This window comes from Pantoea stewartii subsp. stewartii (genome assembly GCF_008801695.1).
GTDB classification, from domain to species: Bacteria; Pseudomonadota; Gammaproteobacteria; order Enterobacterales; family Enterobacteriaceae; genus Pantoea; species Pantoea stewartii.
In genome coordinates this window covers 16,205-31,845 of the sequence record NZ_VZPF01000063.1, presented here as the reverse complement: position 1 = coordinate 31,845, position 15,641 = coordinate 16,205, and the positions used below count along the sequence as shown (strand labels likewise).

The 15,641-nt window shown below is 54.3% G+C and carries 12 protein-coding genes and 4 pseudogenes; 7 read left to right on the top strand and 9 right to left on the bottom strand.

Features of this window, described 5'->3' with window-relative positions:
- Nucleotides 1–174 (bottom strand): annotated as a pseudogene (locus tag F7Q90_RS17915) (IS630 family transposase); the annotation flags it as partial.
- 170 nt (nt 175–344) lie between these two features.
- On the opposite strand from F7Q90_RS17915, the gene F7Q90_RS17910 reads away from it, so the two are divergent.
- Nucleotides 345–464, top strand: coding sequence for a DUF1493 family protein (locus F7Q90_RS17910; RefSeq protein ID WP_080577421.1), 120 nt, complete (start codon nt 345–347; stop codon nt 462–464).
- A gap of 222 nt (nt 465–686) precedes the next feature.
- Here F7Q90_RS17910 and F7Q90_RS17905 read toward each other — a convergent pair whose 3' ends face one another.
- Nucleotides 687–1,448 (bottom strand): nucleotidyltransferase domain-containing protein, encoded by a 762-nt coding sequence (locus F7Q90_RS17905; RefSeq protein WP_006120377.1) that lies wholly within the window; start codon nt 1,446–1,448, stop codon nt 687–689.
- Nucleotides 1,449–1,623: 175 nt separating this feature from the next.
- Nucleotides 1,624–2,814 carry a NupC/NupG family nucleoside CNT transporter gene (locus tag F7Q90_RS17900; RefSeq protein ID WP_006120376.1) on the bottom strand — a complete coding sequence of 397 codons (1,191 nt, stop codon included), beginning with the start codon at nt 2,812–2,814 and terminating at the stop codon, nt 1,624–1,626.
- Nucleotides 2,815–3,174: 360 nt separating this feature from the next.
- Here F7Q90_RS17900 and F7Q90_RS17895 point away from each other — a divergent pair, with 360 nt between their 5' ends.
- Nucleotides 3,175–4,416, top strand: coding sequence for an Nramp family divalent metal transporter (locus F7Q90_RS17895; RefSeq protein ID WP_006120374.1), 1,242 nt, complete (start codon nt 3,175–3,177; stop codon nt 4,414–4,416).
- Nucleotides 4,417–4,503: 87 nt separating this feature from the next.
- Nucleotides 4,504–5,192 (top strand): annotated as a pseudogene (locus F7Q90_RS17890) (O-methyltransferase).
- Between the two features lie 40 nt (nt 5,193–5,232).
- Here the strand turns inward: F7Q90_RS17890 and F7Q90_RS17885 are convergent.
- Together F7Q90_RS17885 and mgrA are read right to left on the bottom strand one after the other, a co-directional pair.
- Nucleotides 5,233–5,583, bottom strand: a pseudogene (locus F7Q90_RS17885) (DUF2502 domain-containing protein).
- A 151-nt stretch (nt 5,584–5,734) separates the two neighbouring features.
- Nucleotides 5,735–6,724, bottom strand: coding sequence for an L-glyceraldehyde 3-phosphate reductase (gene mgrA, locus F7Q90_RS17880; protein ID WP_006120370.1), 990 nt, complete (start codon nt 6,722–6,724; stop codon nt 5,735–5,737).
- Between the two features lie 217 nt (nt 6,725–6,941).
- On the opposite strand from mgrA, the pseudogene F7Q90_RS17875 reads away from it, so the two are divergent.
- Both F7Q90_RS17875 and glk read left to right on the top strand, forming a co-directional pair.
- Nucleotides 6,942–8,594, top strand: a pseudogene (locus F7Q90_RS17875) (thiamine pyrophosphate-binding protein).
- 162 nt (nt 8,595–8,756) lie between these two features.
- Nucleotides 8,757–9,722 carry a glucokinase gene (gene glk / locus F7Q90_RS17870; RefSeq protein ID WP_006120367.1) on the top strand — a complete coding sequence of 322 codons (966 nt, stop codon included), beginning with the start codon at nt 8,757–8,759 and terminating at the stop codon, nt 9,720–9,722.
- 49 nt (nt 9,723–9,771) lie between these two features.
- Here glk and F7Q90_RS17865 read toward each other — a convergent pair whose 3' ends face one another.
- Nucleotides 9,772–10,500 carry a LytR/AlgR family response regulator transcription factor gene (locus tag F7Q90_RS17865; RefSeq protein WP_006120366.1) on the bottom strand — a complete coding sequence of 243 codons (729 nt, stop codon included), beginning with the start codon at nt 10,498–10,500 and terminating at the stop codon, nt 9,772–9,774.
- Nucleotides 10,497–12,167, bottom strand: coding sequence for a sensor histidine kinase (locus F7Q90_RS17860; protein WP_039340149.1), 1,671 nt, complete (start codon nt 12,165–12,167; stop codon nt 10,497–10,499). The genes F7Q90_RS17865 and F7Q90_RS17860 overlap by 4 nt, the downstream gene beginning before the upstream one ends.
- 250 nt (nt 12,168–12,417) lie before the next feature.
- Here F7Q90_RS17860 and F7Q90_RS17855 point away from each other — a divergent pair, with 250 nt between their 5' ends.
- Nucleotides 12,418–12,942: a GNAT family N-acetyltransferase gene (locus F7Q90_RS17855; RefSeq protein ID WP_006120364.1), complete on the top strand. Its 525-nt coding sequence runs from the start codon at nt 12,418–12,420 to the stop codon at nt 12,940–12,942.
- Nucleotides 12,943–13,058: 116 nt separating this feature from the next.
- Entirely contained in the window at nt 13,059–14,294 is a 1,236-nt protein-coding gene (gene alaC / locus F7Q90_RS17850) for an alanine transaminase (RefSeq protein ID WP_006120363.1), read from the top strand.
- A gap of 49 nt (nt 14,295–14,343) precedes the next feature.
- Here the strand turns inward: alaC and ypdK are convergent, their stop codons facing one another.
- Together ypdK and F7Q90_RS17840 are read right to left on the bottom strand one after the other, a co-directional pair.
- Nucleotides 14,344–14,415: a membrane protein YpdK gene (gene ypdK, locus F7Q90_RS27265; protein ID WP_006120362.1), complete on the bottom strand. Its 72-nt coding sequence runs from the start codon at nt 14,413–14,415 to the stop codon at nt 14,344–14,346.
- Nucleotides 14,416–14,611: 196 nt separating this feature from the next.
- A complete protein-coding gene (locus tag F7Q90_RS17840) occupies nt 14,612–15,640 on the bottom strand; it encodes an HlyD family secretion protein (RefSeq protein WP_006120361.1) in 1,029 nt (342 codons plus the stop codon).
- Nucleotide 15,641: the final 1 nt, after the last annotated feature.

Below are 15,641 nucleotides of genomic sequence, written 5' to 3'. Positions count from 1 at the left end.
ACCAATCGATGAGCGGGCACAGCAGAGTGTTCTGGCAACATGACTGACGGTGTCACCACGATGCAGCATCAGCATGGCGGTGAGCCGCCGGGCGTGGTTTTTGTCCTTTGTTTTATGGATAGTTTTCTGCATCAGGCGTCGTTCGGTTCTGGGTATTGGTGCTATGATCGACATTGCTCAGTCCGGCTGGTGATTTGGGATATTCAGCGATTGATCAGATCGCATAAACCGGACTGAGTTCCCTCTAAGGGATCTACTATTCCGAGCAGTTATTTAGATCAGTATTCTAACCAGTTTCAAATCGGTGTTCAACACTGAATATTGATAATGACTATCCCTGGAAAATGTCATGGTTTTTCAGAAAATGGTTTACGACTGAACCAGTTAAGCAAGACAAAAATTCTCTGACGGTAAAAATGTTTGCTGAATCAGTAAAGGCAGGGCGTTGGCTAATGGGGAGATGATTTATCCTTTTAACGAAATAAGAATTCAAAGGGTGCCAGTCAGGGAGGGCGTTGCTAATAAGCGATAAAACGATCCTGTTAGTAGGGGTTAACCTGTCAGTTTCACCTGTAAATTAACTATTCATTTTAAAACACCGCCTGGCTCATACGGACGGGTGAGTTGAGCCTGCGTCGCCTTCTCGTTTTATCGGGCGCTTTTCATATTTCCCTCGTACGTTCTCGTTACGATTGTTCTAACTGCTGAACCAGCCATCCCCTGAACGCGTCAAGCTGCGAGATAAATTCCCTGGCTGATGCGCCGGGCTGATAACTTTCGGCGAGAAAGAAGGCGATGGCAGCTTCCTGGTCGGGATAACGCAGAACAAAGCGCGATACATGCTCGGCAAGCGTTGCAGGCCAGTCCGCGTCGCTATCCTGGCGCAGCATATTCGTTGAGCGAATAACTTTTCTGGCGGCGGCGCGTTGCCACTGCTGGCGCCCGGGCAAGGCGCAGGACAGTTTCGCGACATACTCGTCTAAAACCTTTGTGAAATCGCCATTTAGTGCCCTCGCCAGCGCTTTCGAGGGTCTGAACCGGTTAAAACGCACCGATAAATCTTCACCGTAAAGGCAGCGGCAGTGATGCTTTAGCCAGTATCCCCATGTATTAAGGTTGTTCGGATCCATCACCTCACTTAGCGTGCCTTTATCAACGTCAATTTTACTGACGACAGGATGCCTTGCCGTAAGCCTCTCTTTTACGGCCGCCAGGCTGTCGCGCGTAGCGGGCGCGAGCGGATGACGAAAGACAAGACAGACATCCAGATCAGACTGCCCTTCGACGGCTGTGCCAAACGCAACGCTGCCATAGAGCCACAGGCTGTGAAGATCATCGCCGACGGTCAGACGGAGTTGATGAAGGGTATCGTCAACGATTGCCTGAAAAGCCGGTTGAAAGGCGGTCACAGGTGGAACGGCGATGTAACCCTCGGCATCCAACGCCATAAACGCTCCTTTAAGAAGAGAGAGGACTGTGTGGCAAGGGGCAGACTGCAAACTGCTGTCAATGCAAAGTAGCAGGGTGACTCAGGAAGGGTAAAGCGTAAGCGTTAAACCGTCTCTGGTTAAAAGCAACAAGGCGAGCCAGTTGGCTCGCCTTGTCTGTTGCGTAAGCCCGGAATCAGAATGCCAGCACCAGGCCTGCAATGGCTGCGGACAGCACGCTGACCAGCGTTGAGCCATACAGCAGTTTCAGACCGAAGCGCGAAACAACGTTGCCTTGCTCTTCATTCAGGCCTTTAATCGCGCCCGCGACGATGCCGATAGACGAGAAGTTAGCAAAAGACACCAGGAAAACCGACAGAATACCTTCGGCATTTGGCGACAGCTGGCTGGCGATTTTCTGCAGATCCATCATCGCCACAAACTCATTGGAAACCAGTTTCGTTGCCATGATGCTGCCAACCTGCAGCGCTTCGCCTGATGGCACGCCCATCACCCAGGCAAAAGGATAGAAGACGTAACCCAGCACGCCCTGGAACGTTATACCGAAAATGAAGTCAAACAGCGCATTCAGGCCAGAAATCAGGGCGATAAAACCAATCAGCATTGCTGCGACGATGATGGCTACACGGAAACCGGCCAGGATATATTCGCCCAGCATTTCAAAGAAGCTCTGACCCTGGTGCAGATCCTGCAACTGCAGGTCTTCTTCGTTATCGACGCGGTAAGGGTTGATCAGCGACAGTACGATAAAGGTACTGAACATGTTCAGCACCAGCGCAGCAACCACATACTTAGGCTGCAGCATGGTCATGTAGGCACCTACAATCGACATGGACACGGTGGACATCGCGGTCGCCGCCATAGTGTACATACGACGCTGTGACATTTTGCCCAGAATGTCTTTATACGCAATAAAGTTCTCAGACTGTCCCAAAATCAGAGAGCTTACGGCGTTAAACGATTCCAGTTTACCCATGCCGTTGATCTTAGACAGCACGGTACCGATGCCGCGAATCACCCACGGCAGGATGCGGAAGTGCTGAAGAATACCGATCAGCGCCGAAATGAACACAATCGGACACAGGACGTTCAGGAAGAAGAAGGCCAGACCTTTATCGTTCATGTTGCCAAAGACAAAGTTGGTGCCCTGAGCCGCATATTTCAGAAGATGATCGAAGAAACCGGCGAAGCCTTTGACGAATCCCAGACCGGCTTCTGAGTTCAGGAAGAACCAGGCCAGAATGATTTCGATAACCAGAAGCTGAATAATGTAGCGAACCCGAATACTTTTTCTGTCGTGGCTGACCAGCAAGGCCAGCACACTGACTACCACTAGTGCTAAAAGAAACTGCAAAATATGGGACATGTTTGCTCCAAATTTGAGGAGGATTGTATTTTGCTGCGTATTCTATGTAACGGCTTACCGAAAAACGAGATCTCATCCACAATATAAGTATTCACTATCGCCAAATTTCTCAGAAAACTCTCAGCGATCACGTCCTGTAACCAAAATATTCACATGGATTTCACTTAAATCTATTGTCTGTAATTTGCACAACACGTAGAGTGACTAAAATACGTTGTATAAGTAGGGCTTTCTGAGCCCTGATTTATAGCAATGGCTATACTTTATAGCATTATCTATCATAGCGATTAGCGAAACCGAATTTCACTCGTACCTGTGTCGCCTTAAGGTACACAGGTTAACTCAGACAGGGTACCCGATATGCTAGAAAGCCGTGCCGCAGAACGCGCAGCGCGTGGCGCCAGAAAAATCAAACTCGCTTTACTGGGGCCTGCCTTTATCGCCGCGATCGGCTATATCGATCCGGGCAACTTCGCGACCAATATTCAGGCCGGTGCCGCGTATGGCTACCAGTTGCTGTGGGTGGTGGTGTGGGCCAACATTATGGCCATGCTTATCCAGCTGATGTCAGCAAAGCTCGGTATTGCCACGGGCAAGAATCTGGCGGAACACGTTCGCGATCGGTTCCCGCGTCCGGCCGTGTGGTTTTACTGGGTGCAGGCAGAGATCATCGCGATGGCGACCGATCTGGCGGAGTTTATTGGCGCGGCTCTGGGATTCAAACTGCTGCTGGGCGTCTCACTGATGCAGGGCGCGGTCCTTACCGGTGTGGCAACCGTTCTGATTTTAGTGCTGCAAAACCGCGGGCAAAAGCCGCTGGAGCTGGTGATCGGCGGATTACTCCTGTTTGTTGCGGCCGCTTATATTGTTGAACTGTTTTTTTCCCAGCCAAAAGTCAGCGAACTGGTGACAGGCATGGCGCTGCCTTCACTGCCGAATGCCGATGCGGTTTTCCTGGCGGCCGGTGTGCTGGGTGCAACCATTATGCCGCACGTCATCTACCTGCATTCTGCCTTAACGCAGGGAAAAAGCCGCGACAGCCAGGCGCAACGTTACTCTTCCACTAAGCTGGATGTGGCGATCGCGATGACCATTGCCGGTTTTGTTAATCTGGCGATGATGGCCACGGCCGCTGCGGCTTTTCACTTTAGCGGCCACAGCGGTATTGCGGAACTCGATCAGGCTTACACCACCTTGCAGCCCTTGCTCGGTCATGCTGCCGCGACGGTATTCGGCCTGAGTCTGGTCGCGGCGGGGTTATCCTCCACCGTGGTGGGTACGCTGGCGGGCCAGGTGGTAATGCAGGGCTTTATCAATTTCCATATCCCTCTCTGGGTCCGTCGTGCCGTCACCATGGTGCCGTCATTTATCGTGATCTGGGCGGGCTGGGATCCCACGCGTGTGCTGGTGATGAGCCAGGTCCTGCTGAGCTTTGGTATTGCACTGGCGCTGATCCCTTTGCTGGTCTTTACGGGGAACCGTGAGCTGATGGGCGAAGCCCTGGTAAACAGTCGTCTGATGCAGAACACCGGTCGAATCATTGTGGTGCTGGTGGTCAGCCTGAATATTTACCTGCTCGTCGGACAGGCCATGGGCATGTAGCCTTACCCGGCAGCGATCGGGCACGGCTTTAAGCGCTGAATGCCAAAGTTTATAATGTCACTCTCTTCCCGAGTCAGGAGTGACATCATGCGCACGCCAGATTACCCTTCAGACGACCATGTGAAATGGGCCGCCGTTGACGATTATTTTTCACAGTTGTTAGCGCCGCCCTATAACCACCTCAGCGCGGCCCTCCAGGCAAACAGTCAGGCCGGGCTGCCAGCTCATGATGTTTCGGCGATGCAAGGTAAAATGCTGGCGCTGTTAATCAGCATTCAGAATGCCTCACGTGTGCTCGAAATCGGCACACTCGGCGGCTACAGCACGATCTGGATGGCGCAGGCGCTGGGCGAGGGGGGAACCATCACCACGATAGAAGCCGATCCCCGCCATGCGCAGGTTGCCCGCGAAAATATTCATCAGGCTGGCCTGTCCGAACGGGTTAGACTGCATGTGGAGGCGGCGCTGGATGTCCTGCCGCATCTGCAGGCTCCCTTTGATCTCATTTTTATTGATGCGGACAAAAAAATAATCCCGGCTATCTTCGCTGGGCCATTCGGCTCTCCCGGCCCGGCAGTCTCATTATCGTCGATAACATTGTTCGCGGCGGTGCCGTGATTGATGCCGGTTCTACCGACGGCAACGTACAGGGCGTACGTGAGTGTCTGCGGCTGCTGGCCAGCGATCCCCGACTGGAGGCGACCGCGATTCAGACCGTGGGCGAAAAAGGCTGGGATGGCTTTGCGCTCGCCCGGGTGAAAAGCCGCGAGGAGTAACCGCAGGTTGTCTGCCGGCACGCAGGCCGGCAGAGGACGGTTAGCGGTAGCGATGCGGCTCAGGGTGCGCATGACGCCAGTGGCGTCGTTCATGTTCCCACTGGCGTTGCCGTTCACGCGCGTGCCAGCGACGTTCCCGTTCCGCTTCCTGATGACGTCGCTAGGCATCATGCCGCCACCAGCGTCTTTCCTTATAAGCGTAGCGATCGTTAAACCAGCGCGGTTCACGCCAGTGGTCGCCATCCCAGTAATAACCCCGGCGGTCCCGGTCGCCCAGATGCAGCGTGACGCCTGGGGCCAGGCGTATCTCATTTCCCGAGGCTTGTGCTGTGTGCATCGCCAGCGGCGTTAACACTGCTATGAAAGCAGCAAAGCATACTCCACGTATCATTATCTTCTCCTGCAGCAGCTTATGATTACTGCTGTCACGTCATTCTGACGGTATTGCACAAAGAAGCCTGCACATGTTGTCTGAAAATACGCGAAAAACAGGGCTTTGAGAGTTTTCTGGCACAGCCGCCCGCGTGCGCGGGCAACCCGTATCAGGCCAGTATCGCCTCAATGGCGGCGAGTTCGTCTGTCGAGAGCGGTGACTGGGTCAGCATCTGCACCGCGTCGTCAATTTGTGCCGTTTTACTGGCCCCGATCAGCACGGAGGTAATGCGCGGATCGCGCAGCACCCACGTTAACGCCATTTGCGCCAGTTTCTGCCCACGCTGTTCTGCCAGATCGTTCAGCTTACGCACCCTGGCCATTTTCTCTTCCGTCAGCTGATTTTCATTCAGGAACTTACTGCCGCTGGCGACGCGGGAATCGGAGGGAATACCCTGCAGATAGCGATCGGTCAGCACACCACCCGCGAGGGGCGAAAATGCGATACAGCCTGTGCCATGCTCATCCAGCGTCTGCAATAAGCCCTGTTCCGGCGTGCGTTCAAACAGGGAGTAGCGGGGCTGATGAATCAGGCAGGGTGTCCCCAGATCGCGCAGAATCGTCATCGCTTCAGCAGCCCGCTCTGCCGGATAGTTGGAAATGGCGGCATACAGCGCCTTGCCCTGACGGACAACGTGATCCAGCGCCCGCATGGTTTCTTCCAGCGGCGTTTCCGGATCGGGACGGTGATGGTAAAAGATGTCAACGTAATCCAAGCCCATTCGACGCAGGCTCTGGTCCAGACTCGCGACCAGATACTTGCGCGAACCCCAGTCGCCGTAAGGGCCTTCCCACATGGTATAACCGGCCTTGGTCGAAATAATCAGCTCGTCGCGATGCGCCTGAAAATCGTCGCGCATAATGCGACCAAAATTGCTTTCTGCGGAACCGGGCGGCGGACCGTAGTTATTCGCCAGGTCAAAATGGGTGATGCCGCAGTCAAACGCATGGCGCAGCAACTGCCGGCTGGTCGCTAATTGGGTGCTGTCACCAAAGTTATGCCACAGGCCCAATGAAATCGCAGGAAGCTTCAGTCCACTGCGTCCACTTCGACGCCATTGCATATGCTGATACCTGTCGGGGCGAGGAAAAGCTGTCATAGAAAAGTCCTGAGTGAAAACGATTAAATGTGCCAAAACAGTGGGAGTGTATACGGTTACACTCAGGGTTAATCCGTGTCAGATCGCATATCTGCCGAATAATCCACGGTCGTAACGCTTGCTTGCCATGTAATCCGTTGGCGAAATGACAGGCACTGTTCGCTAAATTAACGCCATGTCAGATACTTATCAAAACACTCCCCTAAAGGAATTTGCTATGTCCTCTTATACGGTTGGTGATTATCTGTTGGCGCGTTTGCAGGCGTGCGGTATTCGACATCTGTTCGGCGTACCGGGTGACTTTAATCTACAGTTTCTGGATCGGGTGATTGCGCATCCGACAATAAGTTGGGTGGGATGTGCCAATGAGCTGAATGCCGCTTACGCTGCGGATGGCTATGGACGCTGTTCGGGTATGGCGGCGTTGCTGACTACCTTTGGCGTAGGGGAGCTCAGCGCAATCAACGGTCTGGCAGGCAGCTTCGCAGAGTACGTGCACGTGATTCATATCGTGGGCGCGCCGTCGAGCCAGGCGATGCAGCAGGGAGACTGCGTGCACCACACCTTAGGGGATGGCGATTTTGGCCATTTCATCCGCATGGCAAAAGAGGTTAACGTCGCCACCGCGCAACTGACCGCTGAGAATGCCACCGCCGAAATTGACCGGGTTTTGAGCAGCGTTATCCAGCAACATCGTCCGGGCTATCTGCTGTTGCCTGTCGATGTTGCCCAGGCCGAAACCGCTGCGCCCGTTCATCCCCTGGTATCGTCGGCTTCGTCAACTGAATCCCTGCGCAGCGCGTTTCGCCAGGCCGCCGAGCGGTTACTGGCACCGGCGCAACGCGTCTCACTCCTGGCCGATTTCCTGGCGCAGCGCTGGCAACAGCAACCGGCGCTGGCTGCGTTACGTGCCGGGCGTGCTTTTCCGTGCGCCACACTGCTGATGGGCAAAGGCGTGCTGGATGAGCAGCAGCCGGGGTTTGTGGGCACTTACGCAGGTGAGGGCAGTGAAGGCCCGGTACGCCAGCAAATTGAAGAGGCAGACGTCACGCTCTGCGTCGGCGTGCGCTTTACGGATACGATTACCGCTGGATTCACTCAGCAATTTCGCCCCGATCGGCTGATCGACGTGCAGCCACACAGCGCCAGCGTCGCGGGACAGACGTTTGCCCCGTTGTCGATGGCCGATGCGTTGCAGACATTACTGCCGTTGTTCGAACGCTATGGCGCAGGCTGGCAGTCCGCCGGGCCAGTGAAACCGGCGGCGCCTGTCCCTGACGCGACTATCATCAGCCAGTCTGCCTTTTGGCAGGCCATGCAGTCTTTTATTCAGCCCGGCGATATTATTCTGGCGGATCAAGGCACCGCGGCGTTTGGCGCGGCGGCGCTGCGCCTGCCTGCCGGGGCGCAGCTGCTGGTACAGCCGTTATGGGGATCCATCGGTTATACTCTGCCAGCCGCGTTTGGTGCCCAGACGGCACGCCCGTCACAGCGCGTCATCCTGATCATTGGCGATGGTTCGGCACAGTTGACCATTCAGGAACTCGGCTCGATGCTGCGGGATGATCAGCATCCAATCATTTTTCTGCTCAATAATGAAGGCTATACTGTGGAGCGGGCCATTCATGGCGCAGACCAGCGTTATAATGATATTGCCCAGTGGAACTGGACAGCGCTGCCGCAGGCATTCAGTTGACACTGTCAGGCACAAAGCTGGCGCATCAGTGAAACCGTGCAACTGACCGCACTGATGGCGCAACTGACACAACAACACAGACTGTCGTTTATTGAAGTCGTGATGCAAAAAGATGACCTGCCGCCCCTGTTACGTAAAGTCTCAGCCTGTCTGAGCCAGCGCAACGGCGGATGAGATTCGGAAAGTTGCCTCTGTGCAGGCCAGACTAACGCGGTTAGGCTGTTGCACACACGAGTCAGACGCTCACCTCAATCTTCGGTGGGCGTTGTTGTTTTATCGGCAGGATTTTATAGTGTCCTCCAACTCTTTAAGACCCCCAAGCGGAGCACCAGAAGAATGACAACTTATGCCTTGGTCGGCGATGTCGGCGGCACCAATGCCCGCCTCGCTTTGTGTGAGGTGGAAAGCGGCAGCATCTCCCAGACCAAAACATTCGCAACATCAGACTACGACAGCCTCGAAGCCGTCATCCGCCATTATCTTGATGAACAAAAGCAGGATATTAAAGACGGCTGTATCGCCATTGCCTGCCCGATTACCGATGACTGGGTTGAAATGACCAACCACGACTGGGCCTTCTCGACTAAAAAGTTGAAGGCGAACATCGGTTTTGAACACCTGGAAATTATTAACGATTTCACCGCTGTCGCCATGGCGATTCCTATGCTCGGCGAAGAGCATGTCATCCAGTTTGGCGGTAAATCGGCGGTGAAGGATAAACCGATCGCGATTTACGGTGCGGGAACCGGCCTCGGCGTCAGCCATCTGGTACACGTCGACCAGCGCTGGGTCAGTTTACCCGGTGAAGGGGGACATGTTGATTTTGCCGCTAACAGCGAAGAAGAAGATCAAATTCTGGAAGTCTTAAGGGAAGAATTAGGTCATGTTTCAGCAGAACGTGTGTTGTCAGGCGCTGGTCTGGTCAATCTCTACCGTGCGATTGTAAAAGTCGATAACCGTGAGCCGGAGAATCTGAAGCCACGCGAAGTCAGTGAGCGCGCCCTAGCGGACAGCTGCACCGACTGCCGTCGTGCCTTATCGCTGTTCTGCGTCATCATGGGACGTTTTGGCGGTAATCTGGCGCTGAACCTCGGGACCTTCGGTGGCGTTTACATCGCGGGAGGGATCGTGCCGCGTTTCCTGGAGTTCTTCAAAGCCTCGGGTTTTCGTGCCGCTTTTGAAGACAAAGGGCGCTTCCGTGACTATGTTGCCGATATCCCGGTTTATATGATCACGCATGACCAACCCGGGCTGTTGGGTGCCGGTGCGCACCTGCGCCAGACGCTGGGTCGTATTCTCTAGTTTGCAGGCTCTGTCCTGCCCGACGCAAGGGCAGAGCCGCCTTTCCCTCTCACAACCGCATCAGTAGCCGAAACGCTTTTACTTTGCTGCGGCTGACCGGTACCTGTACTTCCATATCCCGCAACTTCAGCAGATAGGTATTGTTAAACCAGGGTTCGATTTCCCGGATTTTGTTGAGGTTGACGCAGTAGGACCGATGGCAGCGAAAGAACAGATGTTCGGGCAGGCGTGAGCAGAATTCCGTCATTGTCATCGACATCACATAGGCTTCACGGCGGGTATAGACGAAGGTTAACTTCTCGTGCGCCTCAACGTAGTAAATGTCATTCACGTCGGTCACGATAATGCGTTCATCTTTGGTCAGATTCACGGTCAGTACGCTCTGCGCCATTGGCGTCTGAGTGGGCGCGTGCTGTTGCTGCCAGGTGGCTTCCAGCTTGTTCAGCATCGTGATGATACGGGATTCATGATACGGTTTCAGAATATAGTCAAACGCTTCCAGTTCAAAGGCTTCCACGGCATGCTCTTTCCAGGCCGTGATAAACACAATCAGGGGCTTATGAACAAACTGATGAATACTCTTTGCCAGTAACATGCCATCCAGAGAGGGAATATTGATGTCGAGAAAGATCACATCAACCCGATGCTGCTGCAGATATTTGAGGACATCCAGACCGTCATCAAAGCAGGCCGCTATCTCAATCTTACTGTGTTGCTGAATCATCCAGCTCAGCTCTTGCTGGGCCAGAAATTCGTCCTCGACGATGATGGCTTTCATGCAAGGTTCCCCACCAGTAACTGCCCGGTTTTGCTCAGTGTAAACGCGATTTCGGTGCCGGGCTGATGACGCGCAATGTGCAGCCCTTCGCCCGAGAGTAACTTCACCCGGTGATGGACATTTAACAGGCCAATTTTATTGCCGGGCATTTCGTTGCGAGCCACACGATCAATCACCTCGTCACTGATCCCTTTACCGGTATCACGCACGGCGATGCGCACGCGGTCGCCCAGGTCTCGCACACTTAACGTCACCACACCTTTACCTTTACAGGGCTGAATGCCATGAACAATAGCATTCTCCACCAACGGCTGAATCAGCAGGCTGGGCAGGGAAAAATGCAAATCCTCGTCGATGTCATAAATCATGGTTAACTTATCGCCAAAGCGCGCCTGCTCAATCGCTATATAATCTTTTACCTGCCAGAGTTCTTTCTTGATATCGATAAGCTCATCGTCATTCAGTTCGAGGTTGTAGCGCAGATAGCGCGATAAGTTGATGACCAACTGGCGCGCCGTATCGGGATTGAGCCGGATAGATGACGAAATGGCATTCAGCGCATTGAACAGGAAATGCGGATTAATTTTGCTCTGCAGGGCACGCAGTTCCGCTTTATTGGCCATTTCGCGCAGTTGCTCCGTACGCGAGACTTCCAGCTGCGTCGAAATAATCTGGGACAGGCCTACCGCCATCTCTTTCAGCGAGCCGGTGATGCGGTGCGCACGACGGTAATAAATCTTCAGCGTGCCGGTCACCTTGCCTTTTTCCCACAAGGGGATGACGATCATGGAGTGAATATCTTTCGTCCGGTGGGCTTCGTCATTGTTTTTGATGATGATCTTCCCACTGTGCATCGCCTGCGCTGTCGTCGGGCTGATCCCGTCGTCACCATGCTGGTAATTGTGTTCACCGTAGCCAACATAGGCCAAAATCTTCTGCTTGTTGGTCATCGCGACGGCATCGGCCTTGATTTCCCGTCGAATGATGTCACAGACACGGCGCAGGGAATCGCTGTTGACCTGACGGAACAGCGGCAGGGTCTGGTTAGCGATATCCAGCGCCAGTTTTGCCTGACGTGCCGCAATAGCCTCTTTTTCACCTTCCACGCTCTGCACCAGCAACACGATTAAGCCAATGCTGGCGGCGCCCAGAATCATCGGCAGGGCAATTTCAGAAACAATGGTCAGCCCGAGCGCGGTGGGCGTGGCCCACAACACGATAAGCAGCATGGTCAGACTTTCGCAAAACATGCCGCCCAGAATCCCTACCAGCCAGCGCCGTTCGCGCTGCACCCGGCGATGAATGGCACCGGCGACAATGCCGGCGATGATGCTGGTCATCAGGCAGGGCACTGACGTCACACCATGAATATCTATCAGGAAGCGGTGCAGACCGGCAATCACACCGGTGGTAATGCCAACCCAGGGACCAAACAAAATACCGCCAGCCATCACGGCGATCACCCGTACGTTGAGCAATGAACCGTCGACATTGACCCCTGACCAGGTACTGAAAAGTGCAAACAGTGAAAAAATGGCAATCACGGCCGCTTTTTCCAGCGCCGTATGCTCATCTTTCTGCAGGATCTGACGAAAAGGTGGGGTTCGCGTCAGAAAAAACAGGCAAATCAGCATCAGCGCCGCACGGTCAAAGACGGCCAGAAGCATAGTAAAGTGTGAAGTCACAGGCGACTCTTCAGCGAGGTCAAAGAAGGTTATGATAAAAAATGTGATGATGTTGTGCCAGCGTGCCTGACAGCCAGCCGGGCAGTTCATGTTTTAGATCAATTTATTCAAAAGCTGAAAAAGAGGAAATGTTGAGCTCATTTAAGAGGAACGTTTTTCCGCTGCCAGTGCGGCCCGGTCCACTGTGGTCAGGCCCGGTGACTTTATTACGTGTTATCGCCCGGAGTGATGTATGCATCTGACTACCTCGCGTCTGACGTTAACCTCTTTGCAGCCTGAAGACTGGCAGCTGTTTCGTGCGGTACATGAAGATCGCGATACTATGCGCTGGGTAAGTGACATTCCCGATGAAGATGATATCCGTGAGCGGTTTCGTCAGCGTCTGGCACCCTGGCAACCCGGCAGTTTTCACATGTTATGCCTGGTCATCAGGCGGCGCGACAGCGGGGAAGCCATCGGGTTATTGGGTTGTACGCCTGAATGGCAGCCCGCCCGTCAGGCGGAGGTGGGATATATGCTGCTGCATCGCCACTGTGGTCAGGGGTTTGGCAGTGAAGCGCTGGAAGCGCTGTGTGCGTGTTTGTTCGACGCCGATTTTCTCAAACTCCGGGCGCTGGTGGTGAAAGGAAACTGGGCTTCCCGGCGAATTCTGGAAAAAAACGGCTTTCTGCTGAAACGGACGCTGCAAAATAATTATCTGCTGAATGACCGCTGGGTGAATGACTGGCTGCTCGAGCGGCTCAATCCGGGAAAATAAAAAATTTTCTGCTCCTCTCGACAAAGTTGTTATTAGCGCGTTATGTTCTTGTTGAGGTCACCGCAGTGACCAGCGTCGCTCGGACGGTCCGGGCGCTAACGTTTCCAGAGGATACCATGGCTGATAACAGCACCACTCGTCGTTTCTCGCGTATTGAACGCCTGCCCCCTTACGTCTTTAACATTACCGCTGAACTGAAGATGGCTGCGCGTCGGCGCGGCGAAGATATCATCGACCTTTCAATGGGTAATCCCGATGGCGCGACGCCGCCGCACATTGTCGAAAAACTGTGCCAGGTGGCTCAACGTGAAGATACGCACGGCTATTCCACATCGCGCGGTATTCCTCGCCTGCGGCGTGCTATTTCACGCTGGTATCAGGAGCGTTATCAGGTAGATATTGATCCCGAATCGGAAGCGATAGTCACCATTGGTTCCAAAGAAGGTCTGGCTCACCTGATGCTGGCCACGCTTGACCATGGCGACACGGTGCTGGTGCCGAATCCCAGCTATCCCATTCATATCTATGGGGCCGTTATCGCAGGCGCTCAGGTGCGCTCCGTCCCGCTGGTGGAGGGCATTGATTTCTTCAATGAGCTGGAGCGTGCTATTCGCGAGAGCTATCCTAAACCTAAAATGATGGTGCTGGGTTTCCCGTCGAATCCCACTTCTCAGTGCGTAGAGCTGGACTTTTTTGAGCGCGTCATCGCGCTGGCCAAACAGTACAACGTGCTGGTCATTCACGATCTGGCCTATGCCGATATCGTCTATGATGGCTGGAAAGCGCCGTCCATTATGCAGGTGCCTGGCGCACGGGATGTGGCCGTCGAATTTTTCACCCTGTCAAAAAGCTATAACATGGCCGGCTGGCGCATAGGTTTTATGGTGGGCAACAAAGAGCTGGTCGCCGCCTTAGCCCGAATCAAGAGCTACCACGATTACGGCACCTTTACGCCCTTACAGGTCGCGGCGATTGCGGCCCTGGAAGGGGATCAGCAGTGCGTGCGCGATATTGCCGAACAGTATAAACGTCGCCGCGACGTGCTGGTGAAAGGGCTGCATGAAGCGGGCTGGATGGTGGATATTCCCAAAGCGTCGATGTACGTCTGGGCAAAGATTCCGGATCATTATGCGCATCTGGGCTCGCTGGAATTTGCCAAGCACATGCTGCAGGAAGCGAAAGTATGCGTTTCACCCGGCGTGGGCTTCGGTGATTATGGCGATACGCACGTCCGTTTTGCACTGATTGAAAACAGCGATCGTATCCGACAGGCGGTAAGAGGCATTAAGGCGATGTTTCGCGCCGACGGCATTTTGCCGGGTAGCGTGAAAAGTATGGAAGAACAGATTTAACATCCCATTGGGGCGACCACCTGTCGCCCCTGTGGAATGCCTGCAGAGACTACAGCATCAGCACAAAGGTGCCGACCCAAAGTAGTACAAAGAAAGAAATTCCCATCAGCGCATATTTCACAAGCGAACTCCTCTGAGCGGTTACGATATTGGCGATCCCATCCAGCGCAACGCGGACAGAAAGGATAAGGTCGCCGTTCAGATTTACGGTCAACGATCTCCCGTACGAACTGAATAACTCAGAACAGGATCGGGGCTAATCTACGCGTATTCAGACCGAAAATAAATAGTTTGGTTCTGAGAGTTTGTTCACATTTTTATCGAACGTCAATGTCCGGCACTGCCGACATGCCCACGCGGAGTTGCGCCAGGTTTTTCTGGTTCTGGTCCAGGACAATTTTAACCGGTAATCGCTGAACCACTTTCGTGTAGTTGCCGGTCGCATTATCGGGAGCAATCGCCGCAAATGTCGCGCCTGTCGCGGGGGCAATACTGTCGACGTGACCGGTAAAAATCTGGTCAGGCAAAGCATCTACCCTGATGCGGACGGGTTGACCCGGACGCACATCCTGCAACTGCGTTTCCAGATAATTCGCGGTGATATAGGTTTGTTGTAACGGCACCACCGCCAGCAAACGGGTGCCGGCGGAAACATAGGCGCCCAGGCGCACTGCGCGCTGTCCCACCATGCCGGCCACCGGGGCCACAATGCGGGTGTAAGACAGATTAAGACGTGCCTGATCGACGCTGGCTCGGGCGGCAGCAACATCCGCTTCGGCGGATCGGACGGCTGCCTGCAGCACGCCAACCTGCTTAATCGCAGAAGCGAGCGCGGCTTCACTCTGACGCACCGCGGCGCTGGCAGAGCGCTGCGCCGAGCTTGCTTTTTGCTGCTCGTCAGCGGCAACGGTGCCGCGCTGATAGAGACGGTTATAGCGTTCGGCACTCTGTCCGGCATATTGCGCCGAAGCCTGACTGGCGGAAACGCTGGCCTTCTGTTCATCAATGACCGATTGCTGCTGCTCCAGCTGTGCTTTGCTGCTCAATAGTTTGGCTTCACTTACCTGCAATGCGGCCTCCGCGCTTTCCAGTGCCACTTTGTAATCGCGATCGTCCAGCGTCGCCAGGAGTTCACCGGCGGCAACCTGCTGGTTATCTTTCACCCTGACGCTGGCGATGTACCCCGACACTTTGGGCGCAACAAGGGTGTAATCGGCATTGACCCAGGCATCATTGGTACGGTGATCGTTACGGGTCATCACGGACCAGACAATCAGCGCCATCGCCAGCAAAACCAGCAGCAGCAGGGAAAGCAGCACGGTTTTTCTCATTACTAAAGCACGCATA

What these genes read in the sequence shown, in the direction of transcription:
- F7Q90_RS17910 (WP_080577421.1), top strand. Translation starts at nt 345, where the DNA reads ATGTCATGGTTTTTCAGAAAATGGTTTACGACTGAACCAGTTAAGCAA.
- F7Q90_RS17840 (WP_006120361.1), bottom strand. Translation starts at nt 15,640, where the DNA reads ATGCGTGCTTTAGTAATGAGAAAAACCGTGCTGCTTTCCCTGCTGCTG.
- glk (WP_006120367.1), top strand. Translation starts at nt 8,757, where the DNA reads ATGACAACTTATGCCTTGGTCGGCGATGTCGGCGGCACCAATGCCCGC.
- F7Q90_RS17895 (WP_006120374.1), top strand. Translation starts at nt 3,175, where the DNA reads ATGCTAGAAAGCCGTGCCGCAGAACGCGCAGCGCGTGGCGCCAGAAAA.
- F7Q90_RS17865 (WP_006120366.1), bottom strand. Translation starts at nt 10,500, where the DNA reads ATGAAAGCCATCATCGTCGAGGACGAATTTCTGGCCCAGCAAGAGCTG.
- F7Q90_RS17905 (WP_006120377.1), bottom strand. Translation starts at nt 1,448, where the DNA reads ATGGCGTTGGATGCCGAGGGTTACATCGCCGTTCCACCTGTGACCGCC.
- alaC (WP_006120363.1), top strand. Translation starts at nt 13,059, where the DNA reads ATGGCTGATAACAGCACCACTCGTCGTTTCTCGCGTATTGAACGCCTG.
- F7Q90_RS17860 (WP_039340149.1), bottom strand. Translation starts at nt 12,167, where the DNA reads ATGCTTCTGGCCGTCTTTGACCGTGCGGCGCTGATGCTGATTTGCCTG.
- F7Q90_RS17900 (WP_006120376.1), bottom strand. Translation starts at nt 2,814, where the DNA reads ATGTCCCATATTTTGCAGTTTCTTTTAGCACTAGTGGTAGTCAGTGTG.
- F7Q90_RS17855 (WP_006120364.1), top strand. Translation starts at nt 12,418, where the DNA reads ATGCATCTGACTACCTCGCGTCTGACGTTAACCTCTTTGCAGCCTGAA.
- mgrA (WP_006120370.1), bottom strand. Translation starts at nt 6,724, where the DNA reads ATGACAGCTTTTCCTCGCCCCGACAGGTATCAGCATATGCAATGGCGT.